We start from the raw sequence: 24,182 nt of genomic DNA, 5'->3' as shown, positions 1-24,182 counted from the left end.
GCCTGCACAGACCGCCGGCAGGGTCTCGACACTGTTCTGCACGCGTCTGCACAAGACACGCGTCTGCACAACAACGGATAGACCCGGGTCAGAGCGCTTCCAGTAGATCAACTACTGATCATCTCTCACAGATTCCCGCCACCGGTCGGCCCGGCCCCGTGGGGGGCGTCCCACGCAGCCGCGGCCGCCCGCAGGTGTCGACTTCCGCGTGGACGTACCTGGCCCTCGTGAAGGCCGCGTTCGGGTGCCCCGCCCCAGTGGCGACGCCCAGGTGGCGAGGACGACGTCCCGCACACCGTTCACGGCGAGGCCGCGCCGCGCCCGAGCCGAGCGGGCTGACCGCTGACCGGCTGACCGGCTGACCGGCGATGCCGTGTCCGTGTTTCGTCGGTCGGCCGGACCGGCCCGGTCCGGCTAGGGAAGGGGACAGGTGAACGGCAGGACGCGTTCGGTCAGCTGCCCAATGAGGTGGGTGTCGGTGACGGCGGTTTCGGCGAGCCAGTCCGCTGTGATCAGCTGGTCGACCAGGTGCTGCAGCTCGCCAGGACCCACCGGGCACCAGGCGGCGAGCGAATCCAGGGGGACGCCCCTTCCGCCGGGGCCGAGCCGTCCAGGGGCGCTGGTCTGGGTGGCCAGCGTCAGGGCGAGCAGCCGGGTACCTGCGGCGGCCTTGGTCTTGCGGAGCTTCTTGTCCGAGACGACTCTCTGGGCCCACCCGCTGAGCTTGGGCCGCATCTTCTTGCCGAACGGGAACGGGCCCGTCCCGTCCTCCCGGGCCACCAGGGACGGGACGGTGACCGGGGTGGGGTTCTCGGGACGGGAGGCGAGCAGGTCACCGACGGTGCCGGGGATGCACAGCCAGCCGCAGCCGGTCAGTTTCTCGACCAGGCCCTCCGGATCAACCAGACCCAGCGCGGTGACGTCCTGCCCGACGAGGTTGCCGGCGCCGGTGTGCGCGGTACGCAGGGTCAGCATCACCACCAGCAGCCGTGCTTCCAGGCCGGGCAGCGGACTGTGGTCGGCCACGTGAGCGAGGACGGAGCGTGCGTGTTCCCATTGCGTCGGCATGGTCAGCAGCCGGGGCACCGCCGGCCCATCGCCGTCCGTACTGCAACCGGTGCGCTGCTGGTGCTGAAAGCGGGCGGCGGTGGCGGCCTGCTCGGCGCGCCGGGCCTCAAGCCGCAGATTGACGTCGCCGTTGACATTGGCCCAGGTGGTGAAAGCGCGTGCCTTTCGTTCCTGGAGATCGGCGAGCAGCGCCAAGTCGGGTTCGGTGCGCTGCTGGTACGAGCGGAAGAGCTCACCGAGTTCGACGAGTTCGTCCCGCAGGACAACGGGCTGCAGATCGTGGGGGACGACCCGCTGCGCGATCTTCCCGTGCGGATGGCGGCGCCGCGTCGGCGCGGAGCGGGGGGCCGGTACTTCCCGCGGGTCGGCCGCGGGCGGGGGACGGTCGGAGAACTGGGGCACACCGGCAGGAGCGGTCGACGGGCGGTCGGCGGTATCCGGGGTACGGGTCGCCGAGCCGGAGGCGGCCTCAGCAGTAGCGACAACCTGTGCACCGGGCGCGGCGGCCGCACAGCGTGAACAGCACTCCAGGGCCTGCCACCAGCGTCCTTCCCGGTCGGTGACCACGGCCAGGACGACCGCCCCGCCGCACCGCCAGGGCTGGGCATGCATCTGCCGGTCGGCGGGACGGATGTGCATGCGGCAGCTTTCGGCCCGGCACGCGCAGTACACCTCGGCCCGAGGCTCGGGAGCGGCCCGCAGGTGGGCCTTGAGGTGGGCGACTGCGGCCGCACGGCCGGCGGACGCGGACGGCAGACGCTGCTCGGCGCAGGAGGGACGGCTGCACGAGACGCGCACCGCCGCACTGCCACGACCAGCAGCGTCCAGGCGCACGGTCCACCTGCGCCCCAGCACCCGCTCGTTCAGCTCGCTCGCAGTGGCCTCCGTCATGCCGTTCTTCCTCCCATGCCGTAGCTGTCCCGATGACCCGCACCCGTCCTCACCACGGCGGACGGGGCGCGGGGGCGGGCCCACCGTACGCGGACAGGCGGCCCGATGCCCGGTGAACTCGCACTGTTCACCGGGACCAGCGCATGCCGTACGAGGGCCGGGCTGCACGAGGAAGACGGTGGTGGGCGCTCCCGATGCTGCGTGCGCCGGGTCAGGGGGCGGGGGCCGGCTCGGGCCGGGCTGAGGCCGCGTTGCGCGGCCGGGTGATCGCGTCGGGGGGCTCGGCCGCGCCCGGCGTGGCCTGGTCTGCGTCCATGACGAATCACCCTACGCGTCTGCCCTGATCGGCATCCCTACCGCGACGCCGACGCCGACGCCGTCTCCAACGTGACCGGCGCCGACCCTCAACCCGCTCATCGATCACGGCCAGACCCTCACCCCATGCCACCAGGCCGACATTGACCGCCGGCACGTCGAACACGACGAGCGCAACCGGAACACCGCCCCACCCTTCCTGCGGTGGTGCCCAACCACCGGACCTGCGGTGGTGTCCGACCACCACACTCACCCGGCGCTTCCGGCTGCCGCCCCTGCAGGCCCGCCGGACAGCCCCGCTCTCCCAACAAACGAGTGAAGCCGCTACGCCGCGGAGATCACCAACGGTCACCAGCCGGCTGGGTTCCACGAGGAGCCGGTGACAGTTGAGTACGGGAGCCGGCCAGGAGCATCAAGGCCCGCCTTGCTCCGGCGGCCTGCTCGGCGCGGTCGTTCAGCGGGCCGTTGCGACGAGGCGTCGCAGCGTGGCGTGGGCGGGTGGGCCCCAGGTGGGCTTGCCGCCGGGGCGGCCGTGGACGCCTGCATCTCCAACGAGGATGCAGGCGAGGGCGCGCAGCACCGCCCAGCCGCGGGCGCGACGCAAGGTCGCGTCGTCCGGGGTCGGCTGGTAGGCCCCATGGAAGCGGTCGGCGGCGCCGTCCGGCAGCAGTACCCAGGGGGCGGCGAGGTCGCAGGCCGGATCGCCTGCGAAGAGGTCACCGAAGTCGATCACGCCGCAGAAGGTGCCGTCCGTGGTGAGAACGTTGGCCGGATGCAGGTCGCCATGGAGCCACAGTGCCGGGCCCGTCCAGTCGGGCGCGGCGGCGGCGTCTTCCCAGACCGCGCGGACGGCGTCCGGGTCGGGGATCAGCCCCAGCTCGGTGACCGAGGCGAGCTGCTTGGCGAACCCCTCGGCATGGTCGGCCAGTGGCCCCCCGCGGCCTCGGCCGACGGGCGCCCCATCGGGGGCGGGGCGGTGAAGAGCCGTCAGGAAGGCGGCCAAGGTGTCGGCCGCCTCCGCGGCGCGTGTGACGGGGGCGCGGTCTGCGGGCTCGCCCGGGACCCAGGTGGTGACGATCCATGGCCGCGGAAACCGCTCGGAGGGCTCACCGAGGCGCTGCGGGACAGGGACCGGCAGCGGAAGGTGCGGGGCGAGGGCGGGCAGCCAGGCGTGCTCCTTGCGGAGCAGCGCGTCCGCAGACTGCGTCGCCCAGGGCAGCCGGACGGCGAGGTCGTCGCCGAGCCGCCACAGCTGGTTGTCCCAACCACGCGCGCCGAGCTTCACGGGGTGATCGGCCAGGTCGGGGTGCTGGTCACGCAGCAGGTCCCGGACCAACTCCGCTGTGATCTCGATCTCGGTGTGGGTCATGCGGACCAACGATAGCGTCGCCGGCCGTCCCCTGGTGGAGCGGCTGTGGCCGATGTTCCCGACCCCGGCGGTACCCGATCCCGTGCAGCGTTGCCGAGAAGATCAACAGCTGAGGGCCGAGAGCGGCCAAGCCGCCGAGCGGGGCTCGGCGGCACCGGCCGCAACAGGCTCGGGACAGGTCCACCCTCGCTCGCCGCCTGGAGAAGCAGGGGTTGCTCATCAGCGAGTGGAACACCGACGAGTCCGGACCGCGCAAGTTCTACCGGGTCAGCCCGGAGGGTGCCCGGGTCCGCACCGGACTGCTGCGCGAATGGCAGAACCTCGGCGCCTCGATATCGCGACCGACCGAGGGGGACCGTTGAGCACGTTGCATGCGTCCGGCACCGGCACGCTGACCGACCGATACGCGGTGGAGGTCGTCCGGCGCATCCCGACCGACCAGCGCGGCGACGTGGCCGACGAGCTGCGCGCCACGATCGCCGACACCGTCGAGGCCCGCGGCCCGGCCGACCCGGCGACCGCCGAGGGCGAGGTGCTCACCGGGATGGGCGACCCGATCCGGCTCGCAGCCCGGTACGCGGACCGGCCGCTCGCACTGATCGGGCCCGAGCTCTGCCCGACGTACGTACGGCTCCTCACGGTCCTGCTCTCCACCGTGCTGCCGGTGGTCACCGCCGTGAGCGCGGTGCTCGACGTCCTGGACGGCCAAGGGGTCGGCGAGGTGATCGGCGGAGCCGTCGGGGCGGTGCTCACCGTCGGCGCCCAGGTGATTGCCTGGCTCACTGTGGTGTTCGCCCTGATCGAGCGGTCCGGCAAGCGGCCCGGCACGGTCGGCGGAGCCCGGACGCCCGACGACCTGCCCGACCGCGACGTGCCGCAGAAGCGTGGCGCGGCGGCCTACGCCCGGGTGGTGTGGCACGCGCTTCTGATCGCCCTGATCGTCTGGCAGCACACCGTGCAGCCGTACCGGACCGACGGCGGCACACGCCTCGACGTACTCGACCAGAGCCTGTGGTCTGGTGGATCTGGCCGATCCTGGCCGGGCTCGTCGGCCTCGTGACACTCGACACGATCCGGGCGGTGCGGGTGTGGACGCGTTCGCTGGCGGCGTGGAGCATCGCCGCCGAGCAGGCCTTCGCGCTGTCGCTGGCGTGGGTCCTGCATCGGCAGGAGCTGTTCGACCCGGCCTTTCTGTCCGACGCCAACGGTGGCTGGCAGGCCCCGCAGTTCTCCTACACCCTGGCGGCGATGAAGGTCCTGGCGGCGAGCGCGGGCGAGGTGGTGAAGCGGTTCCGCGAGGCGCGGGACTGAGTCCGCGGCGGCTGCCGGAGTCCGACGCACAGGACGTTGATGCGAGGGGGTGGCCCTGTGGGTTCGTGGCGAAAGGTCGGCACCGCTACGGTGCCCGGCACGCTCATCGGCCTATCTGCTCCTTCCCCGCAGCACCCCGGTCGCAGTACGCAGAGGAGGGGTGCCCGGCATGACGGACCCGCAGGCCGTCCGCAGACCGACCGGAGTCGTTGCCCTTGCTGGACCCGCTGCGGGGCGACCCGAGCGTGTACGACGCGGTCGGAATGCGGGCGGATGTCCTCTTGTGGCCGGCGCGGGCATGGCCAGTGCTTCGAGGGCAGCCGCGAGGGGGCCGCCCAGCTCGACGCTCAGGCTACGGTCTTGCATGGGGTCCGCTCCCTTGCTCGATCGGAAGGGTTTCGTCTCAAGGCCCCGGCGGCGCTGGGATCACCGGTCCGGGGCCGTTTCGTCTCACGCGTGTCTCACGCTGTGTGTGAGACGGTGGTCCAGGAGCCTCTGACCTGGACCTTGTGGACTTTGTGGCCGCTCACGACCGCTGAAGACGACAGGTAAGCTCTGGACACGTGACTGCTGTGTCTGCGAAGCCTCGCATCCCCAATGTCCTGGCCGGCCGCTACGCCTCCACGGAGCTGGCCGTCCTCTGGTCCCCCGAGCAGAAGGTGAAACTGGAGCGCCGGCTGTGGCTGGCGGTGCTGCGCGCTCAGAAGGACCTCGGGATCGAGGTGCCGGACGCCGCCCTCGCCGACTACGAACGTGTCATCGACCAGGTCGACCTGGCCTCGATCGCCGAGCGCGAAAAGGTGACCCGCCACGACGTCAAGGCCCGGATCGAGGAGTTCAACGCCCTTGCCGGCCACGAGCAGGTCCACAAGGGAATGACCTCCCGGGACCTCACCGAGAACGTCGAACAGCTTCAGATCCGGCTCTCCCTGGAGCTGATGCGCGACCGCACGGTCGCGGTCCTGGCCCGGCTCGGCAAGCTGGCGGGCGAGTACCGCGAGCTGGTCATGGCCGGCCGCTCCCACAACGTCGCCGCCCAGGCGACCACGCTCGGCAAGCGTTTCGCGACCGCGGCGGACGAGCTCCTGGTGGCCTACGGGCGGCTGGAGGACCTGCTGGACCGCTATCCGCTACGGGGCATCAAGGGCCCCGTGGGCACGGCCCAGGACATGCTCGACCTGCTGGGCGGCGACGCCGGGAAGCTCGCGGACCTCGAACAGCGCATCGCCGCGCACCTCGGTTTCGCCCATGCCTTCACATCGGTGGGCCAGGTCTACCCCCGCTCGCTCGACTACGACGTGGTGACCGCGCTCGTACAACTGGCGGCGGCGCCCTCGTCGGTCGCGAAGACGATCCGTCTGATGGCCGGGCACGAGCTGGTGACCGAGGGCTTCAAACCGGGCCAGGTCGGCTCGTCCGCGATGCCTCACAAGATGAACACCCGCTCCTGCGAGCGCGTCAACGGCCTGATGGTGATCCTGCGCGGCTACGCGTCGATGACCGGCGAACTGGCGGGCGACCAGTGGAACGAGGGCGACGTGTCCTGCTCCGTGGTCCGCCGCGTGGCGCTCCCGGACGCGTTCTTCGCATTCGACGGCCTGCTGGAGACCTTCCTGACGGTGCTCGACGAGTTCGGGGCATTCCCGGCTGTTGTGGCCCGTGAGCTCGACCGCTATCTGCCCTTCCTTGCCACGACCAAGGTCTTGATGGGCGCGGTGCGCGCCGGTGTCGGTCGTGAGGTCGCCCATGAGGCGATCAAGGAGAACGCGGTCGCGTCGGCCCTGGCCATGCGCGAACAGGGCGCCGAGCGCAACGAACTGCTCGACAAGCTGGCCGCCGACGACCGCATCCCGCTGGACCGCGCACAGCTGGACGCGCTGATGGCCGACAAGCTCTCCTTCACAGGGGCGGCGGGCGACCAGGTCACCGCGCTGGTCTCGCGCATCGAGGACATCACCAAGCAGCACCCCGAGGCCGCCGGATACACGCCGGGCTCCATCCTCTGACGGCCACCACCACAGCCGTATGACACCCGAAGAGCTCAGGGCCGCCCGCGACCGCACCGTTCCCGATGTGGTCGCGGGCGGCCTGCGCGTGCTGTTCTGCGGGATCAACCCGAGCCTGATGACGGGGGCAACGGGCCACCACTTCGCCCACCCCGGCAATCGCTTCTGGCCGGTGCTCCATCGGTCGGGCTTCACCCCTCGGCAGCTGAAGCCGGCGGAGCAGACCGAACTGCTGCGATACGGCCTCGGCATCACCAATGTGGTGGCCCGGGCCACCGCACGGGCGGACGAGCTGTCCACCGAGGAGTTCCGGGAAGGCGGACAGCTCCTCGCAGCCAAGGTCGAGCAACTGCGACCCCAGTGGCTGGCTGTCGTGGGGGTCACCGCTTACCGCACGGCGTTCGGTAGACGAACTGCCCGGATCGGCCCACAGGACCACACGATAGGCGGCGCCCATGTCTGGGCCCTGCCCAACCCCAGTGGCCTGAACGCCCACTGGACGGCTCAGACGATGGCGGAGGAATACGGGCGCCTCCGCGCCTACGCCGAGCACGACTCGCTCGCCACCGAAGAAGCCTGACGGCTTCGACACGTCCTCACAGCTCGATACCGATGCCACTTGGCCGTGGCTGCGGCTGCGGCTGCGGCTGCGGCTGCGGCAGTGGCGTCGCACCCGGCGCGACGATCAGCTCGTAGCCGGGTGCCCCTCTTCCGTGCAGAGCCCGATGGCACCCCACCCGCACGCGGTCATGAACATCGACGTCAACATGGCGTGTGGTGTGTGGCGTCTGGGGTGTGACAGCCGATTACGCGTCTCTGCGTCGGACCGCCCACCAGCCTGCCACCAGCGCGGCCGCGACCCACGCAGTGGTCACCGCGAGTCCGCTCCACGGTCCCAGGCTGCCCGTGGGGTTCTGGTGGAGCACCAGCTGCCCCGCCTGGTCCGGCAGGTACTGCGCCGCCCCGCCTGCGACGTCTCCGACCACGAAGGAGACGATGAGAACGAACGGAATGAGGAGGCTGAGCACGGCCACAGCGCTGCGCAGCAGTACCGTCAATCCGGCCGCGAACAGAGCCATCAGGGCGAGATAGATCCCGCCACCGAAGGCTGCCCGCAGAGCGCCCGGCTCCCCCAGGCCGATCGCGTACTTGCCCATGAACGTCTGCCCCACCAGAAAGGCGCTGAAGCTGCTGACAAGACCGACGGCAAGAGCCGGCGCTCCGACGAGGGCCATCTTGGCCGCGTAGAAGACGCTGCGGCGCGGCACCGCGGCCAGCGATATCCGCAGGGCGCCGTTGAGATACTCGGTCGAGATCGCGGTTGCCCCGAAGCTGATCGCCGCGATCTGGCCGAAGTTCAATGCGTAGAAGGCACCGAAGAGCCGCTCTGTGTCGGCGTTGGCGGCCTCGGCCTGGTCGACGGTGGCGAATGCGAGCACTGTGACGGCAAGCGTCACGAGAAGGACCGCTGCCAGGGATCCGATGACGGACCGCACCGATCTGATCTTGATCCACTCGGACCGCAACACTGCTGTAGTGGACATGGTCAGGCTTCCTTCTGCTGGTTGGTGGACGAGGCCGCCGCGGACGCGAAATCCATCGCGCCGGCGGTGAGGTCGAGGTATGCCTGTTCCAACGTGGCCTGTTCGTCCATGAGTTCAAGGACGGCAATGCCTTCGGCGGCGGCCATCGCACCGATCTCCCCGGCCTTGGCACCCTCTACGACCCAACGCCCGTCGTCACTCCGCGCAGGCGCATACCCCTTGCGGGTCAGGACATCGTGCATCCGGGTGGGTTCGGTCGTGCGCACCCGCACCCGGGGCCGGCTGCGGGAGTCCAGGAAGTCCTGCATCGGCAGGTCCGCAAGGAGCCGCCCCTGGCCCAGCACCACCAGGTGGTCGGCGAACGAGGATGTCTCGTTCATGAGATGGCTGGAGACCAGGACCGTGCGGCCCTCTCGGGCGAGCCGTTTCATCAGTTCACGGATCCAGATGATGCCTTCAGGATCCAGTCCGTTCGACGGTTCGTCGAGCATCACGATCTCCGGGTCTCCGAGCAGCGCGGCCGCTATGCCCAGCCGCTGCCGCATGCCGAGCGAGAACGTCTTGATGCGCGCTCCGCCGACCTGACCGAGTCCTGCCTCCTCCAGGACTTCGTCCACTCTCCGAGGCCCCATGCCGTTGCTGACCGCGAGAGCCAGCAGGTGATTCCGCGCGGTACGCGAACCGTGCGCGGCCTGGGCGTCGAGCAGGGCGCCCACCCGGTGCAGCGGATCTGCGAGTGTGGCGTAGGGCTGCCCGCCGATCGTGGCCGTGCCGCCGGTGGGCCGGTCCAGGCCGAGAACGAGACGCATGGTGGTGGACTTACCGGCACCGTTGGGGCCGAGAAAGCCGGTGACGCGGCCGGGGCGCACGCTGAACGTGAGGCTGTCCACGGCGCGGGTCGTGCCGTATTCCTTTGTGAGCTCATGGACGTCGATGCTGGTCATGTCCTCAGACTGGCTGCCCCCGAGGGTGCCTGGCCTCCCCCGGGGGTGGGGATCATCTCCCTCGCTCGGGGGAGCCGCCGGGCTCGTGCGGGCTGACACGATGGCAGCATGTTCCGTCTTCTCCGCCCGCTGGCCACCTCTGCCACCTACTCCCGGTGGTTGCATCTCCTCATCCCGGGGGCCGTCTGCAGCGTGTGGTTCTTCATTTCCACGGACGCGCCGTGGGCTCCCATGGTCTTCGCCGTGCCCGTGGGGTTGTTGCCCGGCATGCGGCTGGCCGAGGGCGTCCAGGCACAACTCCTGCTCACGCCTGCGGAGCGGGGCAGACCCGAGGCCGCGATCTCCGCAACCGCTGCGGCCACCTGGGCTGATCGCTGGCGCACAGTGCTGTGGCTGGAGATACGGCTACTGCTCGCCGCCGCCATGGGGTTCGCAACGGTATGGCTGCTGGCGACCACGGTCGACCTCGTCCTCAGCTCAGCGGGCGCAGGGCCGAGCGGCGAATGGCTGGTCCACGGAGTGGCGCCGCACTGGTGGTACGTCCTGCTCGCGCCTCTGCCCGTCCTGGTGCTGCTGGCCATGGCCGTGGCAAGCGGCGAGCTGATCACCGCCATCGCGCGCCGGCTCCTCGGTCCTTCGCCGGTGCAACGGCTGACCGCTCTGGAGGAGCGCACCGAGCAGTTGCTGGAGCGCAACCGCATCGCACGGGAGCTGCATGACTCCATCGGGCACGCGTTGACAGTCGCGGTCGTGCAGGCGGGGGCGGCACGGGCTGCTCGGGACCCGGAGTTCACGGAGCGGGCGCTTGCCGCGATCGAGGAGACCGGCAGGGAGGCGCTCGACGATCTGGAGCGGGTTCTGCGGGTGCTGCGCGAGTCGGGGACTCCGGTGGGACAGCAGCCGACGCTCGCGGAAGCAGACCGGCTTCTGGACTCCGCTCGTGGTTCGGGGGCGAGGATCGATGCGGACCTCTCCGGTCCGCTGGAGCAGGTTCCGGGGGCGGTCTCCCGCGAGGGGTACCGCATCCTTCAGGAATCCCTCACCAATGTGCTCCGCCACTCCGGCGCGGTTCCCGTCCGGGTGCGGATCAGCGTCACGAACGGCCGGCTGGAGATGGAGGTGACCAATCCGCTCTCTGATTCCGTGGGTACGCCGGGCGGTGGGAGCGGGCTGCGGGGCATCCGCGAGCGGGCCGCGCTGCTGGGCGGAAAGGCCAAGACCGGTCCGCACGACGGCGAATGGAGAGTGCATGCAAGTCTTCCGTTGAACGGCCTAGGCTGACCTGATGCCGGTTACCGTTCTTCTGGTCGATGACGAACCCCTCGTCCGCGCGGGGCTGCGTGCGGTCCTTGAGGCCCAGCCCGATATCGAGGTGGTGGGCGAGGCCGGTGACGGCGCCGCAGTCATCCCGCTGCTGCATCAGCTGCGTCCCGACGTGGTGGCCATGGACGTCAGGATGCCTCTGATGGACGGCATCGAGGCGACGCGGGTGGTGCTGCGGACCGTGCCGGAGCCACCGAAGATCCTGGTGGTCACCACATTCGAGAACGACGAGTACGTGTACGAGGCGCTGCGCGCCGGAGCGGACGGTTTCCTCCTCAAGCGTGCCCGGCCCGCCGAGATCGTGCATGCGGTACGCCTGGTCGCAGAGGGCGAGTCGTTGCTGTTCCCTGCGGCGGTCCGGCAACTCGCCGCCGAGTACGGCACGAACAAGGCGCGGGCGGCCATGGACCGGGCAGCGCTGACCGAGCGTGAGTCTGCGGTCCTCCGCCTGATGTCCCGTGGTCTGTCGAACGCGGAGATCGCCGCCAAGCTCGTGGTCGGTGTCGAGACGGTGAAGACCCATGTCAGCGCCGTACTGGCCAAGTTGGGTGCGAGGGATCGCACCCAAGCGGTGATCGCGGCGTACGAGTCCGGGTTCGTCGCTCCGAGCTGAGGGCCGCCGCCTCCGGATATCCGTTCCGGCCCACGGTCGCCCTGCACCCGAGCAGCGAGTACGATCCGCCTGACATGCGCACGAGCTGGGAGGACACACCGTGGGCCGGCTGACCGGTGGGGATCCGTCGCTGCTGCGACGGATCAATTCCGCAGTGGTCCTGCACGCCCTCCGAGGCGCCGACTCCCCCACCCTCACGGATCTGACCCGGATCACGGGTCTGTCCCGGCCCACCGTCGAGGGCGTCGTGGAAGGGCTCTTCGAGGCCGGGCTGGTCGTCGAGTCGGTGCCCGACGGCGCCGGGGCCCGACGGCAGGGGCGGCCTGCGCGCCGGTTCCGGTTCCGCGCCGAGGCCGGGCATCTGCTCGGCATCGAGATCGGACCGCATCGGATCTCCGCTCTGCTGTCGGGACTCGACGGGCGGATCATCGGGGCGGGCTCACGCGAGGTGTCGGAGGCGGCCTGCGCGGACGACCGGCTCGACAAGGTCAGGACCGTGGTCGCCGATGTTCTGCGGCGGACCGGGGTGGCCCGGAGCAGTCTGCGTGCGGTCGGCGTCGGCAGCCCGGGCATCGTGGAGGCCGATGGAACCGTTCGGTTGGGCACCGCACTGCCGGACTGGACGGGTCTGGCGCTGGGCGAGCGGCTGAGACGCTCCTTCCGCTGCCCCGTCCTCGTGGAGAACGATGCCAATGCCGCGGCGGTCGCGGAGCACTGGAAGGGCGCCGCCACCGAGACGGACGACATCGTGTTCGTGCTGGCCGGGCTGAGCCCGGGCGCCGGCTCGCTGATCGGCGGAAGGCTGCACCGCGGTTTCGGCGGTGCGGCGGGAGAGATCGGCGCGCTCCATCTCCTCGGTCGCGAGGCGACGCCCGAGAAGCTTCTGTCGACGACGGACACGCCGTTGGACCCGTTGGACGAGCCTGCGGTCGCCGCCGTGTTCGCAGAGGCACGGCACGGCGATGTCCGCGCCCAGGCTGCCGTCGAGCGGTTCATTCAGCGTCTGGTGCACGATGTCGCGGCGCTGGTGCTGGCCCTGGACCCGGAGCTGGTGGTGATCGGTGGTTGGGCCGCGGGGCTGGACGGTGTGCTGGACCCGCTCCGCCGTGAGCTGGCCCGCTACTGCCTTCGACCGCCGCGGGTCACGCTGTCGCTGCTCGGCGAGGCGGCGGTGGCCACGGGCGCGCTGCGGCTCGCCCTCGACCATGTCGAGGAGCAGCTCTTCGCCGTGGAGGCAACGGTGACGGCCCGCCGCTGAGTGCGGCGGGCCGTATGTGTACGTCTTGAGCGGATGAGGCCGGTCGCGCTCAGGAGGCCTGACGCTCCTGGCCGTGGTGGCTTATCTCCAGGTCACCCGAGTCACCGAAGGTGAGCCGGCAGGTGTCGGCCCGATACGTGGCGACGGAGAGCGCAGCGGTGCCTCCCGCCACGAGGTAGCGGGTGGTGACGACGAGAACGGGGGCGCCGGGAAGCCGGTCCAGTTCCTTGGCGTCGTCCACACGCGCCGAGCCGAGCTCCACGGAACGGTCCTGACCGTCGAGGCCGAGGCGGTGCAGTTCGCGCAGGACACCGCGGGCCCGGGCAGGGCCGGACGGGGCATCGATCGCGGAGAGTTCGGGCACCGACGACGACGGGACGTACAGGAGTTCTGCCGCGACCGCCTGTCCGTGGGTGACCCGGATCCGGCGGACGATGTGCACCGGTTCGTCGCTCTCCACGTCGAGCGTGGCCGCCACTGACGCCGGTGCGGCCGCTGTCGTGCAGTTCACGGGCTGCCAGGCCTCGCCCGCACCGCCGCCGGCCCAGTCACGCTGTGCCGAGGAGACGGCGACCCCGACGCGCGGCGGGGCGACGGTGGTCCCGACGCCACGGCGGCGCTGCAGCCTGCCTTCGAGTTCGAGCTGTTCCAGAGCCTGCCGGAGCGTCGCCCTGGCGACTCCGAACCGGGCGGCGAGTTCGCGCTCGTTGGGCAGGATCTCGCCCACCGCAAAGTCCGAGTCGAGTGCCTCACTGAGCACGGTCTTGAGGTGCCAGTACTTCGGCTCCTGCACCGTTTCCAGCTGCGTGGTCCCCACCCTGTCCTCCGCAATCGCCCAGCGGCTTTTCCGCGACGTTATTTATTAAAGGTTCCTGTCTTAACGTTGAGACCATAGGACGGGACACCCCCTTGGTCAAGACCAATCCTCCTTGGTCACACAGGGAAACGGGGCTCTGCCGCAGAGCGTTCACAGGACGTTCGTGGTGCCGTGGGCCGCCCGCAGCACAAGACCCCGCGACAGTGCCCAGAAACCGCCGGTCGGACCGCGGGGCTTCGAGCAGGGGTCCCGGGGCGGCCGGAAGTGCCTGCGCCGCATGAGAGCGTGCCGAGTCGCCCGCGGCGCGGTCAGCCTGTCGGCAAACTGGCGAGCTTGTCCGGATTGCGCACGATATATACGCAATGAATGAGCCCGTCCTTGACGTCCAACTGAAAGACGGAGTCGGGCCGGCCGCCCGAGAGCACCAGCAGGCCCGGCCCGCCGTTGAGCTCCAGGAAGCGGATGTCGAGGTCCGGGACCTGATCGTGGGTGACGGCCAAGAGGAAACGGCCGACCTTGCCGGCGCTCTCGATGACCCTCAGCGGCGCCTTGGACTTTCCACCGCTGTCACCGACGAGCCGCACATCGGGCGCGAGGAGGGCCAGCAGTTCGTCGATGTCGCCGCCCGCCGCCGCGGCGAGGAACCGCTCCGTGAGATCACGGCGGTGGACCGGATCGACGTCGTAACGCGGTTTGCGCTCCTCGACATGGCGCCGCGCGCGCCCCGCGAGCTGGCGCACCGCGGCCTCGGACCGGTCCAGGGCGGTGGCGATCTCCGCATACGGGAAACCGAAGGCCTCGCGCAGGACGAAGACGGCCCGCTCCAGAGGGGACAGCGATTCGAGGACGACAAGCACGGCGACCGACACCGATTCGGCGAGAACGGCCTGCTCGGCGGTGTCGGGCGCGGTCGGCCCGAAGTCGGTGACCAGCGGCTCCGGCAGCCAGGGCCCGACGTACGCCTCGCGCCTCGACTGCGCCTGCCGCAGTCGGTCGATGGCGAGACGGGTGGTGATCCTCACGAGAAAGGCGCGCGCCTCTCTCACGTCCTCACGCGATGCCGACGACCAGCGCAGCCATGCCTCCTGCACGACATCCTCGGCGTCGGCGATCCTGCCCAGCATGCGATAGGCCACGCCGGTGAGCACGGGGCGGTGTTCCTCGAAGACGTCGGTCGCGGTGTCGGCTGCCACCCCCTCATCCCAGCCGACTTGCCGCACCCTGTCCACCGCGAATCGCGCGGCCCTCTTGAACTGCAAGCTACCGAACGGTAATTGTTATTGACGAGACGTCTAAATCACCTTCAGGCATGGTCCGTTCATGTCGGATCACCCCGGGGGTATCACCATGGCAACCACGGTCCCGTTCGGCGTCAACTCACCGCGAGGCCTCCGGACCGTGTCCATGGCGTATGAACGGACCGGCCGCGGCGAACCGCTGCTCCTGCTCCACGGCATCGGCCACCACCGCCAGGCCTGGGATCCGGTGCTGTCCTTCCTCGCCCTGGAACGGGACGTGGTCGCCGTGGACCTTCCCGGCTTCGGTAACTCCCCGGCGCTGCCCGAGGGGGTTCCGTACGACCTGGCGAGCGTGGTCCCGGTGCTCGGCGCGTTCTGCGAGAAGCTCGGCCTGGACCGTCCGCACGTGGGGGGCAATTCCCTTGGCGGCCTCCTGGCTCTGGAGCTGGGCCGGGCCAAGCTCGTGCGATCGGTGACGGCGCTGTCGCCCGCCGGTTTCTGGACGGAGGGCGAGCGTCGCTATGCGTTCGGGACACTGCGTGCGATGCGACGGGGTGCGCTGTCGTTGCCGATGCCGGTGATCGAACGGCTTGCGCGCAGCGCGGCCGGGCGTGCGGCCCTGACCAGCACCATCTACGCCCGGCCCGGCCGCCGTTCACCCGATGCCGTTGTCGCGGAGACCGTCGCCCTGCGCGAGGCGACCGGTTTCCACCCGACGCTTGCCGTCGGGCGGAGTGTCGCGTTCACCGACGATGTGCCGGGGATGCCGGTGACCGTCGCGTGGGGCAGCCGCGACCGGCTGCTGCTGCGCCGTCAGGGAATCAGGGCCAAATACGCCATTCCCGGGGCCCGGTTGGTGCGGCTGCCCGGTTGCGGTCATGTTCCGATGAACGACGATCCCGCCCTCGTGGCGCGCGTCATTCTCGACACCAGCCGCTGAACCGGCGCCCGGCTCCGCTCCTCGCCGGGGCAGGACGCCGGAACCGAGCGCCACGCCCAGCCCGACCAGCAGGCTGCCGCCGGCCTGCGGGATCCCGTACGAACCCGTGCCGACGAGCGGCGCGGTGAGTGCGGCGGAGACCGGAATCAGGCCGGAGAAGAGTGTGGCGCGTTCGGCGCCGATGCGCTGCATGCCCGTGTACCAGCAGACGAAACCGACGACGGTGACCACGGCCGCCTGCCAGAGCAGTGCGATGGCCTCGCCGGGGGTCGGCGTCCGCAGTGCGTCCCCGCCGTCGAGCAGCACACCGAGCAGCACGGACTCCGCGGCGGCGATGCCGCAGACCGTGGCGGACAGCAGCTTCGGTCCCAGCGGGCGCAGTACCGGTACGGCGAGAACGGCGAAGCCGACCTCGCCCGCCAGCGCGCCGGCCGAGCAGAGGATGCCCGCCGGGTCCGTACGGCCCCACCCCTGGACGGTGAAGGCCCCGGCGGCGACGAGACCGGCCGCGCACAGGACCGCGGGCGCCGGGCGGCGGCCGTCCAGCAGCGGCACGAGAACGGCGACGAGGATGGGGGCGCAGCCGACGAACACTCCCGGAACAGCAGGTTCCGCGGAGCGTTCCGCGCCGAGGACGGCCAGATTGAAGCCGACCATGCCGACGGCGGCCAGCAGCGCGAGCCGTCCCCACTCACGCCGGGTGAGGGCGCGCAGCCTGGTGGTGGGGCGGGGCTGTCCGTCGCGGGCCAGGAACGGCAGGAGCAACAACGCCGCCAGGCTGTAGCGCAGCGCCTGGCCGCCCGCGTACGGATAGTGGCCGAGGACGCTGTTGGCGGTGAAGGAGGCGCCCACGAGGACGCAGGCGAAGGCCGCGAGGAGCGCCCCGCGCAGAGAAGTGACGTTCATGGAGCCGACGCTAGGCAGCCGTGCGGTCCGGTTTAAGGTCCACTTTCATGACGTCTTCGGGGACCAATCCGCCATCGGGCCGCGCGGAGAACGGAGAATTCGATTCCGCTGCCTGGGAGTTGCTGCTTCCGGCTGCCGCCGCTCCGGCGCGCAGGCGCGGTCGCGCACTCCGGTCGGCGCTGCGGGAGGCCGTACGCTCCGGCCGTCTCGCCCCGGCTACGAGGCTGCCGTCCAGCCGTGCGCTCGCCGCCGATCTGCGGGTGTCCCGGGGGCTGGTCACCGAGGCGTACGAACAGCTCACCGCCGAGGGGTATCTGCGCAGCGGACGGGGTGCGGGCACATGGGTGAGCGGGGCGGTTCGGGCCGCCGCCCCAAGGGCGCTCGATCTCGCTCCTCGCACACCCGGCGCATGGGTGGACTTCCGTCCCGGGACACCCGACCTGTCAATGTTTCCCCGCAGCGCGTGGACCGCCACATACCGTTCGGTGCTCGGCCGGCTGCCGCACAGCGCACTCGGCTATCCCGATCCACGGGGGCTGCCGGAACTTCGGGAAGCCCTGGCCGCCCTGCTGACCAGACGCCGGGGCGTGGTCGCCGATCCGGAGCGCCTGGTGGTGTGCTCCGGCGTGGCACAGGCGACGACCCTGCTCGGCTTCGTGCTGCACGGTCGGGGGATGCGGACGGTCGGCGTCGAGGATCCCGGCAGCCCCGAACACGCCGCGCTGTTCGCATCGGCCGGAATCGCCACCATCGGGCTGCCGCTCGACGGCCATGGTCTGGATGTGGGGCTGCTCGGACACTCGGGTGTCCGTGCCGTCGTGACCACTCCGGCGCACCAGTTCCCCACCGGAATCGCCTACACCGCCGCCCGCCGCAGCAGGCTCCTGGGCTGGGCGCGCGCCACAAACGGGCTGATCGTGGAGGACGACTACGACGGCGACTTCCGCTACGACCGCGCGCCCGTAGGCTCGCTGCAGGGCCTCGATCCCGAACATGTCGCATACACCGGTTCGGTGAGCAAGTCGCTGGCCCCGGGACTACGGCTGGGCTGGCTGCTCGCACCGGCGACCCTGACCGACGAGATCATCGCTCGCAAACGCACGATGGACCTGGGCAATCCGGCCGTCGATCAGGCGGTCCTCGCCGATTTCGTCGTCCGTGGCGGCTACGACCGGCAGCTGCGCCGCTGCCAGCGCGCCTATCGTGAGCGCCGTGACACGCTGACCACGGCGTTGGCGGAGCACTTCCCCGGTACCGAGGTGAGCGGGATCGCCGCCGGTCTGCACATCATCGCCCGGCTGCCCGGAAGGTACGGTCCCGAGCCGGTGTTCATGGCGCGCGCGGCCGAGGCCGGAGTGGCTCTGCGGCCACTGAGCGACTTCGGAACCGCGCCCTCCGCCGACCGGACGGTGAGCCTGGTGCTCGGCTACGCGCACCTGCCTTCCTCGGACATCGTGGAGGGTGTGCGGTTGCTGGCGGCGGTTCAACGGGACGCGAAGGGGCCGGACACCGGACATCGGTGAGGGCCGGGGCCGGGTGTTCACCTGAGGTTGGTGTGCGCGCCGCCGACGGCCACAAGGGTGGGGAGCGGCCGTGCCGGCCGTTCGTCCGCTGCCCCACTGCCCCGGAGGCGTCCCGATGTCGTACCGTCCGCGTTTTCCGTCCCTCGATCGCCGTGGTGTGCTGCGCGGCTCGCTCGCCGCATCGGCCGCGCTCACGCTTCCCGTGGTGGGCGCCGCGGCCCCCGCCTTCGCCCTGTCCGGCCGGCCGCGCGCCGCGTGGGGCGTGCAGGTGGGCGATGTCACCGCGTCGTCGGCGCTGGTCTGGGTCCGTTCGGACCGTCCGGCCCGGATGGTCGTGGAGACATCGGCGACGGAGTCCTTCCGGCGGGCCCGCACATGGCACGGACCGCTGGTCGGTCCCGGAACGGACTTCACCGGGACCACACCGCTCTACGGTCTGCCGCCGGGTGAGCAGGTGCACTACCGGGTCGCACTCGCCGACCCCGCGGACCCCCGTCGCACCGGCGAGCCGGTGTACGGCACCTTCCGGACCGCGCCCGCACGGCGCCGAGACGGGGTGCGTTTCCTGTGGTCCGGCGACATCGCGGGCCAGGGCTGGGGCATCAACCCGGACATCGGCGGTTACGCGGTGTACGAGGAGATGCGCCGTCTGGACCCGGACTTCTTTCTCTGCAGCGGCGACAACATCTACGCGGACGGGGTGATCGAGCCGAGCGTGAACCTGCCCGACGGACGTGTCTGGCGCAACATCACCACCGAGGAGAAGTCGAAGGTCGCCGAGACCCTTGCCGAGTACCGCGGGAACTTCCGCTACAACCTCCTCGACGAGAACGTCCGGCGGTTCAACGCCCAGGTGCCTTCGATCGTTCAGTGGGACGACCACGAGGTACGCAACAACTGGTATCCCGGGCAGATCCTCGACGACCCCCGCTACACCGAGAAGAACGTCGATGTGCTGGCAGCCCGTTCGACGCGGGCGTTCCGCGAGTACTTCCCGGTGTCCACCCTGCATGCCTCCTCCGGCGAGGGCCGGATGCACCGCGTAGTGCGGCACGGCCCGCTGCTCGATGTGTTCGTCCTGGACATGCGGTCCTTCCGCAACGCCAACTCCCCGGGCCGGCAGCCCGACGACACCACCGGCATCCTGGGCGCCGAGCAACTCGGCTGGCTCAAGCACGAGCTGTCGCGGTCCCGCGCGGTGTGGAAGGTGATTGCCGCGGACATGCCGCTCGGACTGGTGGTCACGGACGGTGCGACAGACTTCGAGGCGGTCGCACAGGGCGATCCCGGAGCGCCGCTCGGCCGGGAGCTCCAGATCGCGGAGCTGCTCCGGTACATCAAGCACCGGCGAATCACCGGCACCGTCTGGCTGACCGCCGATGTGCACTACACATCGGCACAGCACTACGAGCCCGAACGTGCCGCGTTCAAGGATTTCGCACCGTTCTGGGAGTTCGTCTCGGGACCGCTGGCCGCCGGTCAGTTCCCGGCCAACACACTTGACGCGACGTTCGGTCCCGACCGGGTCTTCGTGCGGGCGCCCGAGCGCGCGAACGTGTCGCCGATGGAGACTCCGCAGTTCTTCGGCGAGGTCGACATCGACGGCCACAGCGGCGAGTTGACCGTGCGGCTGCGGGCGCAGGGCGGCTCGGTGCTGTTCAGCAAGGTGTTGCAGCCGGGGCGCGTAGGACAGTGAACCGGCCGGCCGTGCCGAGGCCCCGGGCGGTGGTCCGGGGCCGATTGTCAGTGCTGGGTCCTACGGTTCTTGCATGACCCGATCCGTTCAGGCATTGGCCTACTCACGCCCGTCCGCCCTGGAGGCCTCCCGGGCCGGTCAGCTCCTCGGCCTGGAGACTTCCGGCGGCCTCACGCCCCGGGGCACCGAGCCCCATCCGCGGTTCTTCTCCGGTTTCCTCACATCGCCGAGGACCGCCGCCCGCGGCCTGCTGGCCGTGGCGGACGTGGCTTCCGCGCGCTACTACCAGCGCACCCTGCCCGCCTCGCTCGACCCGGTGGTGACGGGCAACGGAGACCGGTTGCGTTTCGAGTCGTTCTCCGGATGCTGCGGTGTGTACGCGCGTCTCGATGTGCTGCGGGACGGCCTGGACGGCGCGGAGACGGGTCACGGCACGACAAATGTGGATGTCAACAATCCGCTGCGGGAGGCACTTTCGCGGATAGCGGGGGACGATCCTCTGCACCTGCGGGTGGGTCCGGACGAGATGGCCGTCACCACGCTGGACGGGCCGGTCGTGGAGAAGAAGGTGCCCTTGCCCGACCGGTGGCTCCGCGGTTTCGCCGAGGCGCAGGTGGTGTCCGCCGGATTCGACCTGCGGGCCGAGCTGCCGGCCCCGGAGGCCGTGCGGTTCCTGCGTTCGCTGCCCCGCTCGTCGGGGAACGCCTCGCGGGGCGCGCGGTGGGTGGTCCCCGCCGGAAAGACGCTGCGGCCGACGACACGGCCGGTGGCGGGTGCGGTGTGTCTGCCGGGTCCCGAGCGGCTTGTGGCACTGCAGCGGGTGCTGCGTCATGCGACGTCCCTGCGGGTGTACGGGCCGGTGGCCGACGGAGCGGCGACCGCGAGCGCCTGGGAGGTGGTGCTGCCGGGCATGCGGCTCACCCTGACGCTGTCGCCCGATGCCTCGCGCGGGTTCTCCGGCGAGGGCGGGGTGCTCGAAGCCCTGGCCACCGACGATGCCGCGGCCGACGCCGAGCTGGTGTCCGTGCTGCTGGCCTGGGAGCCGCGGATCGAACCCGCCGATCTCGCCGAGCAGTCGGGGCTGCCGGTGGAGCGGGTACGAGCGGCCCTCACCCGGCTGGGGACGGCGGGCCGGGTCGGCTACGACCTCGCGGACGCCGCCTACTTCCACCGCGAGCTGCCGTACGACGCCGACCGGGCCGAGCGGCACAATCCGCGTCTGGTCGCGGCCCGCCGGCTGGCCGGCTCGGGTGCCGTCTCACTGGACGGGGACACCGCGACCGTGGCCTCCGGAGAGCGTCGCTACCAGGTGCGGGAGAAGGACGGAGCGCTGAGCTGCACCTGCCCATGGTGGATCGACTACCGCGGGCGCCGGGGCCCGTGCAAACACGCGCTGGCCGTCCGGATGGTCCGTCGTGGCGCGCCGGTTGCCGGGGGTGTGCGATGACGGAGCTGCTCACCGCCGTACGGGCGGGGCGCGAGCGGGACGTGCCCGCCCTGCTCGCCCGGCTGGATCGGTCCCAGCGCCGGTCGGCGCTGGTGGATCTGAAGGCACTCCGCAAGGAGGCACGGGACTGGCACTGGCACAAGCAGGACAGGATCCGCAAGGCCCTGCTGATCGCCGGGGCGGGCTGTCACACGGGCGCCGCGGGCTGTGCCGCCTGGATCGGCGGCCGGGATCTGCTGGGCTGGACACGGTCCCCGTACCCGCTGCTCCTCGAAGCGCTGGCGGACCGTCCCCCCGCCTGGCTCGGTGACGTCGCGCACCGGCTGGCGGCCCGGCCCGCCACGGCGGAGATCACCTACGAGGTCGTCTCCGGGCTGGTGGAGATCGCTCAGTGCCCCGTACCCACCACGGAGGGCTTCGTGCGGGGTTGGGCGGAGACGTCCCAGTGGCAGCGGAAGAATCCGGCACCGTTGATCGACATCCTCCGTGCCGACCGCCACCTGGGGGTTCTGGTGCCGCGGCTCTTCGAGCTGACGGAGCTGCCGTCGTCCGTGGCCTGGTGCGGTGAACCGGACGATCCCGATCACTGGCCGAGTGCGCTGGCCGTCCTCGCGGCGGAGGGCCTGGTGGAGCGGCCGGTGCTCCTCGACAGTTGTGTGACCCGGCTGCTGCGCGGCGGGAAGCCCGCCGACCTCCGGTTCTTCCTGGCCGTGTTGCGCCGGCTCGCGCCGACCGCGCAGGAGGAGGCCGATCGGCTCGCCGACTGGATGGGAATGGCCGCGGACGGAATCTCCACCGTCGCCGGCCACGCCCAGGAGGTGCTCGGCCGGCTGGACGAGCGCGGCGAGCTGACCGCACGGGCCCTGGCGGATGTCTCGGGGTCGGTGCTGTTCCGCACGGAGAAGAAGCTGGTCCGGGCGCAACTCGTGCTGATCGGCAAGGCCCTGCGCCGCGAGCGGTCGACGGCCGGCGAGCTGCTGCCCGCCGTCGCGGAGGCCTTCGGCCACGAGGACATCGGCATTCAGGAGCGGGCGCTCAAGCTGGCGGCCCGGTATCTGCCCGCCGCCGGTGATCCGGTGCGGGAGGAACTCGCCCTGTCCGCAGCACTGTTGAGTCCGGTGCACCGTACGGCGGCGACCGAGGTGTTCGGCGATCTGCTGGACGAGCAGTCGGTGGTGGAGCCGTACGGGGAACTGCTGCCGCCCGCCCCGGAGCCGCGGCGCCTGGACCCGGCACCTCGGACGCTGTCGGAGCTCGTCGAGGAGGTGGTGGTCCTGGCGAGGTCCGCACCGCAGGAGATCAACACCTTCGAGCGGGCGTTGGACGGGCTGGTCCGCCATGCTCGCACCGACCGGTCGGCGTTGGCCGAAGCGCTGCGTGAGGCGCTGGCGGGCCAGTGGTGGCTCGACGACGGCCAACTGTCCCGGGTCGAGCGGCGGCTCGCCTCGGACGCGGGCATCGAGCTCGTCGTGGCCGTCCTGCTCGGGCGGATTCCGGTCCAGGCCGTGCGGGAGGGGCGCGCCGCCCGGACCGGCACCGGGACCTGCGTCCATGCCGCGCTCGCCGGGGTGATGAGGGCCCGGTTGTGGGAGGCCGCCGACGCCGTGCTGAGCGGCGGCCCGCCGTTCCTGTTGGCCGTCCCGACCTGGCACACCGGCTCGCTCGACCCTGCCGTGCTCGTCGATCGGCTGCGTACGTACCAGCGGCTCGGGATCCGGCCCGGAGAAGCCGATTTCGCCCAGGCCCTGCTGCGCGTACGCCGCGAGGGTCAGCACGAGGCAGCCGCGGCGGCCGACCTGCTCGGCACCCCGGAGGGTGACCGGCTGGCCGCCTGGCTGCGGACCGACGAGCCGCTCGCGCCCGTGTACCGGTTCGATCTGGACAAGGAACGGTCCTCGTCCGATGGCTGGTCGCCGCAACCGACCGCATGGACACGGCGGGTCCTGATGGCCACCGGGGAACGCCCCCTCATCGAGCAGGAGTTTCCTCGTTCCTTCCACTGGCTGGGCCGTCCGCACGTCCCGCGCCGGATCTGCTACCACTGCGGCGAGAGCCCATGGCCCTGGCTCGCCACGCTGCCCCAGGACGGCGAGACGCTCGCGGCATGGCTGCTGCCAAATCTCGCGAGCTGCACGGTCGATGAGATCCGGGGCACGGCCGAGCCGCTGACCGCGCTCGTCGAACTCGGCGGGCCGGCCGCCGAAGCCACCCACTTGGCCGTGGCGTATGCGATGGGAGCCCGGTATCCGGAGGACCGGCTGTCGGCGGTGGACGCGCTGCTGGCGCTCGCGGCCCAGCGCCGGTTGGACGCGGCGTTGCTGGGCGAGGAGTTGGCGGTCCTCCTCGAACACAGCCTGGTGAAGCCCAGTCGGCTCGCGGACTCCGCCCGCACGGCTGCCGCCACCGGCGCGTACCGGACGGTGCTCTCCGTGCTGATGGGGGTTCTGCCCGGGCTACTGGCCCGCGAGAAGGGGCCTCACGGGCTGATTGATCTGCTCTCCGTGGCCGCCGAGTGCGTGGAGCGCTGTGGTCCGATGGGTGCCGAGCCGATACCCGGGCTCGCCGAAACCGCCGCGCGCGGCGGCTCCTCGCAGCTGGCCCGTCAAGCGGTGCGCCTGAAGACGGCCTGGGAGCAGGTTCCGGGGCCTCGGTGAGGACCGAGGGCATCGCGATGCGACCCGCGGCGGCTCTCCCGGACCGACGGTTGCCACCGGGCAGGGCAGGCAGGACCGGCCGGGCAGGGCAGGCACCGGCCGGAGCGTGCACCCGCGCCAACCGGCCGAAGCGTGCACCCGCGCCAACCGGCCGGAGCGTGCACCCGCGCTCCCGGCCCGGCCCTGAGCCGTCCAGCTGCCGCCTCGATTCCGGACCGGAAGGAGACTGCTCTACTCGTGCGCACCGCAATTGATCAAGGCGGTAATCCGCCAAAACAGATGATAGGGGGCTAGATCCACACTTAACCCATCAGTCACA

The 24,182-nt window shown here is 71.1% G+C and carries 19 protein-coding genes and 1 pseudogene; 13 read left to right on the top strand and 7 right to left on the bottom strand.

Translation table 11 applies throughout. The features are described from left to right. Nucleotides 1–414: 414 nt before the first annotated feature. Entirely contained in the window at nt 415–1,959 is a 1,545-nt protein-coding gene (locus tag ACFVT1_RS26325; protein WP_389799795.1) for a hypothetical protein, read from the bottom strand. Between the two features lie 769 nt (nt 1,960–2,728). Continuing rightward, the gene (locus ACFVT1_RS26320) at nt 2,729–3,643 is read right to left on the bottom strand and encodes an aminoglycoside phosphotransferase family protein (RefSeq protein WP_389799793.1); all 915 of its coding nucleotides are present in this window, start codon (nt 3,641–3,643) and stop codon (nt 2,729–2,731) included. 212 nt (nt 3,644–3,855) lie between these two features. Between ACFVT1_RS26320 and ACFVT1_RS26315 the strand changes: the two genes are divergently transcribed. The 5 genes from ACFVT1_RS26315 (at nt 3,856) to mug (ending at nt 7,540) form a co-directional block, all read left to right on the top strand. Then, entirely contained in the window at nt 3,856–4,005 is a 150-nt protein-coding gene (locus tag ACFVT1_RS26315) for a hypothetical protein (protein WP_389799791.1), read from the top strand. Then, a complete protein-coding gene (locus ACFVT1_RS26310) occupies nt 4,002–4,703 on the top strand; it encodes a hypothetical protein (RefSeq protein WP_389799789.1) in 702 nt (233 codons plus the stop codon). Before ACFVT1_RS26315 ends, ACFVT1_RS26310 begins: the two co-directional genes overlap by 4 nt. After that, the gene (locus ACFVT1_RS26305) at nt 4,700–4,954 is read left to right on the top strand and encodes a hypothetical protein (RefSeq protein WP_389799786.1); all 255 of its coding nucleotides are present in this window, start codon (nt 4,700–4,702) and stop codon (nt 4,952–4,954) included. The genes ACFVT1_RS26310 and ACFVT1_RS26305 overlap by 4 nt, the downstream gene beginning before the upstream one ends. A gap of 563 nt (nt 4,955–5,517) precedes the next feature. Further along, nucleotides 5,518–6,960 carry an adenylosuccinate lyase gene (gene purB / locus ACFVT1_RS26300; RefSeq protein WP_389799784.1) on the top strand — a complete coding sequence of 481 codons (1,443 nt, stop codon included), beginning with the start codon at nt 5,518–5,520 and terminating at the stop codon, nt 6,958–6,960. 19 nt (nt 6,961–6,979) lie between these two features. Further along, complete coding sequence (mug, locus tag ACFVT1_RS26295) at nt 6,980–7,540, top strand: G/U mismatch-specific DNA glycosylase (protein ID WP_389799782.1); 561 nt, start codon at nt 6,980–6,982, stop codon at nt 7,538–7,540. Between the two features lie 226 nt (nt 7,541–7,766). Here the strand turns inward: mug and ACFVT1_RS26290 are convergent, their stop codons facing one another. Next, nucleotides 7,767–8,504, bottom strand: coding sequence for an ABC transporter permease (locus tag ACFVT1_RS26290; RefSeq protein WP_389799779.1), 738 nt, complete (start codon nt 8,502–8,504; stop codon nt 7,767–7,769). Nucleotides 8,505–8,506: 2 nt separating this feature from the next. Then, nucleotides 8,507–9,448 (bottom strand): ABC transporter ATP-binding protein, encoded by a 942-nt coding sequence (locus ACFVT1_RS26285; protein ID WP_389799776.1) that lies wholly within the window; start codon nt 9,446–9,448, stop codon nt 8,507–8,509. A 108-nt stretch (nt 9,449–9,556) separates the two neighbouring features. On the opposite strand from ACFVT1_RS26285, the gene ACFVT1_RS26280 reads away from it, so the two are divergent. The 3 genes from ACFVT1_RS26280 to ACFVT1_RS26270 all read left to right on the top strand — a co-directional run bounded on the left by ACFVT1_RS26280 (nt 9,557) and on the right by ACFVT1_RS26270 (nt 12,642). Further along, nucleotides 9,557–10,729: a sensor histidine kinase gene (locus ACFVT1_RS26280; RefSeq protein ID WP_389799774.1), complete on the top strand. Its 1,173-nt coding sequence runs from the start codon at nt 9,557–9,559 to the stop codon at nt 10,727–10,729. Between the two features lie 4 nt (nt 10,730–10,733). Then, nucleotides 10,734–11,384, top strand: coding sequence for a response regulator (locus ACFVT1_RS26275; protein WP_389799772.1), 651 nt, complete (start codon nt 10,734–10,736; stop codon nt 11,382–11,384). 100 nt (nt 11,385–11,484) lie between these two features. Further along, nucleotides 11,485–12,642 (top strand): ROK family transcriptional regulator, encoded by a 1,158-nt coding sequence (locus ACFVT1_RS26270; RefSeq protein ID WP_389799769.1) that lies wholly within the window; start codon nt 11,485–11,487, stop codon nt 12,640–12,642. A gap of 49 nt (nt 12,643–12,691) precedes the next feature. On the opposite strand, the gene ACFVT1_RS26265 is transcribed toward ACFVT1_RS26270, so the two are convergent. After that, on the bottom strand, nt 12,692–13,459 hold the full coding sequence (locus ACFVT1_RS26265; RefSeq protein ID WP_389799767.1) for a GntR family transcriptional regulator: 768 nt from the start codon (nt 13,457–13,459) through the stop codon (nt 12,692–12,694). Between the two features lie 308 nt (nt 13,460–13,767). After that, nucleotides 13,768–14,652: an RNA polymerase sigma-70 factor gene (locus ACFVT1_RS26260; protein WP_389799765.1), complete on the bottom strand. Its 885-nt coding sequence runs from the start codon at nt 14,650–14,652 to the stop codon at nt 13,768–13,770. A 154-nt stretch (nt 14,653–14,806) separates the two neighbouring features. Between ACFVT1_RS26260 and ACFVT1_RS26255 the strand changes: the two genes are divergently transcribed. Next, nucleotides 14,807–15,637 carry an alpha/beta fold hydrolase gene (locus ACFVT1_RS26255; RefSeq protein ID WP_389800163.1) on the top strand — a complete coding sequence of 277 codons (831 nt, stop codon included), beginning with the start codon at nt 14,807–14,809 and terminating at the stop codon, nt 15,635–15,637. A gap of 57 nt (nt 15,638–15,694) precedes the next feature. Here the strand turns inward: ACFVT1_RS26255 and ACFVT1_RS26250 are convergent. Further along, nucleotides 15,695–16,543 (bottom strand): annotated as a pseudogene (locus tag ACFVT1_RS26250) (DMT family transporter); the annotation flags it as partial. A gap of 47 nt (nt 16,544–16,590) precedes the next feature. Here ACFVT1_RS26250 and ACFVT1_RS26245 point away from each other — a divergent pair. From ACFVT1_RS26245 to ACFVT1_RS26230, 4 genes are all read left to right on the top strand, one after another. Further along, nucleotides 16,591–18,066, top strand: a complete 1,476-nt coding sequence (locus ACFVT1_RS26245) for a PLP-dependent aminotransferase family protein (RefSeq protein WP_389799763.1) — start codon at nt 16,591–16,593, stop codon at nt 18,064–18,066. A gap of 115 nt (nt 18,067–18,181) precedes the next feature. Beyond that, nucleotides 18,182–19,762 carry an alkaline phosphatase D family protein gene (locus ACFVT1_RS26240; protein WP_389799760.1) on the top strand — a complete coding sequence of 527 codons (1,581 nt, stop codon included), beginning with the start codon at nt 18,182–18,184 and terminating at the stop codon, nt 19,760–19,762. 73 nt (nt 19,763–19,835) lie between these two features. Beyond that, the gene (locus ACFVT1_RS26235; RefSeq protein WP_389799758.1) at nt 19,836–21,209 is read left to right on the top strand and encodes an SWIM zinc finger family protein; all 1,374 of its coding nucleotides are present in this window, start codon (nt 19,836–19,838) and stop codon (nt 21,207–21,209) included. Further along, nucleotides 21,206–23,863, top strand: a complete 2,658-nt coding sequence (locus ACFVT1_RS26230; RefSeq protein WP_389799756.1) for a DUF6493 family protein — start codon at nt 21,206–21,208, stop codon at nt 23,861–23,863. The genes ACFVT1_RS26235 and ACFVT1_RS26230 overlap by 4 nt, the downstream gene beginning before the upstream one ends. Nucleotides 23,864–24,182 lie beyond the last annotated feature (319 nt).

The organism is Streptomyces sp. NPDC057963, assembly GCF_042887155.1.
GTDB lineage: Bacteria > Actinomycetota > Actinomycetes > Streptomycetales > Streptomycetaceae > Streptomyces.
The sequence above is the reverse complement of the archived record's forward strand: the minus strand, read 5'-3'. Positions and strand labels throughout refer to the sequence as shown.

Coding starts and splice junctions, on each gene's coding strand:
- ACFVT1_RS26245 (WP_389799763.1), top strand. CDS start 16,591: ATGACGTCTTCGGGGACCAATCCGCCATCGGGCCGCGCGGAGAACGGA.
- ACFVT1_RS26285 (WP_389799776.1), bottom strand. CDS start 9,448: ATGACCAGCATCGACGTCCATGAGCTCACAAAGGAATACGGCACGACC.
- mug (WP_389799782.1), top strand. CDS start 6,980: ATGACACCCGAAGAGCTCAGGGCCGCCCGCGACCGCACCGTTCCCGAT.
- ACFVT1_RS26235 (WP_389799758.1), top strand. CDS start 19,836: ATGACCCGATCCGTTCAGGCATTGGCCTACTCACGCCCGTCCGCCCTG.
- ACFVT1_RS26290 (WP_389799779.1), bottom strand. CDS start 8,504: ATGTCCACTACAGCAGTGTTGCGGTCCGAGTGGATCAAGATCAGATCG.
- ACFVT1_RS26325 (WP_389799795.1), bottom strand. CDS start 1,959: ATGACGGAGGCCACTGCGAGCGAGCTGAACGAGCGGGTGCTGGGGCGC.
- ACFVT1_RS26280 (WP_389799774.1), top strand. CDS start 9,557: ATGTTCCGTCTTCTCCGCCCGCTGGCCACCTCTGCCACCTACTCCCGG.
- ACFVT1_RS26255 (WP_389800163.1), top strand. CDS start 14,807: ATGGCAACCACGGTCCCGTTCGGCGTCAACTCACCGCGAGGCCTCCGG.
- ACFVT1_RS26320 (WP_389799793.1), bottom strand. CDS start 3,643: ATGACCCACACCGAGATCGAGATCACAGCGGAGTTGGTCCGGGACCTG.
- ACFVT1_RS26275 (WP_389799772.1), top strand. CDS start 10,734: ATGCCGGTTACCGTTCTTCTGGTCGATGACGAACCCCTCGTCCGCGCG.
- ACFVT1_RS26240 (WP_389799760.1), top strand. CDS start 18,182: ATGTCGTACCGTCCGCGTTTTCCGTCCCTCGATCGCCGTGGTGTGCTG.
- ACFVT1_RS26230 (WP_389799756.1), top strand. CDS start 21,206: ATGACGGAGCTGCTCACCGCCGTACGGGCGGGGCGCGAGCGGGACGTG.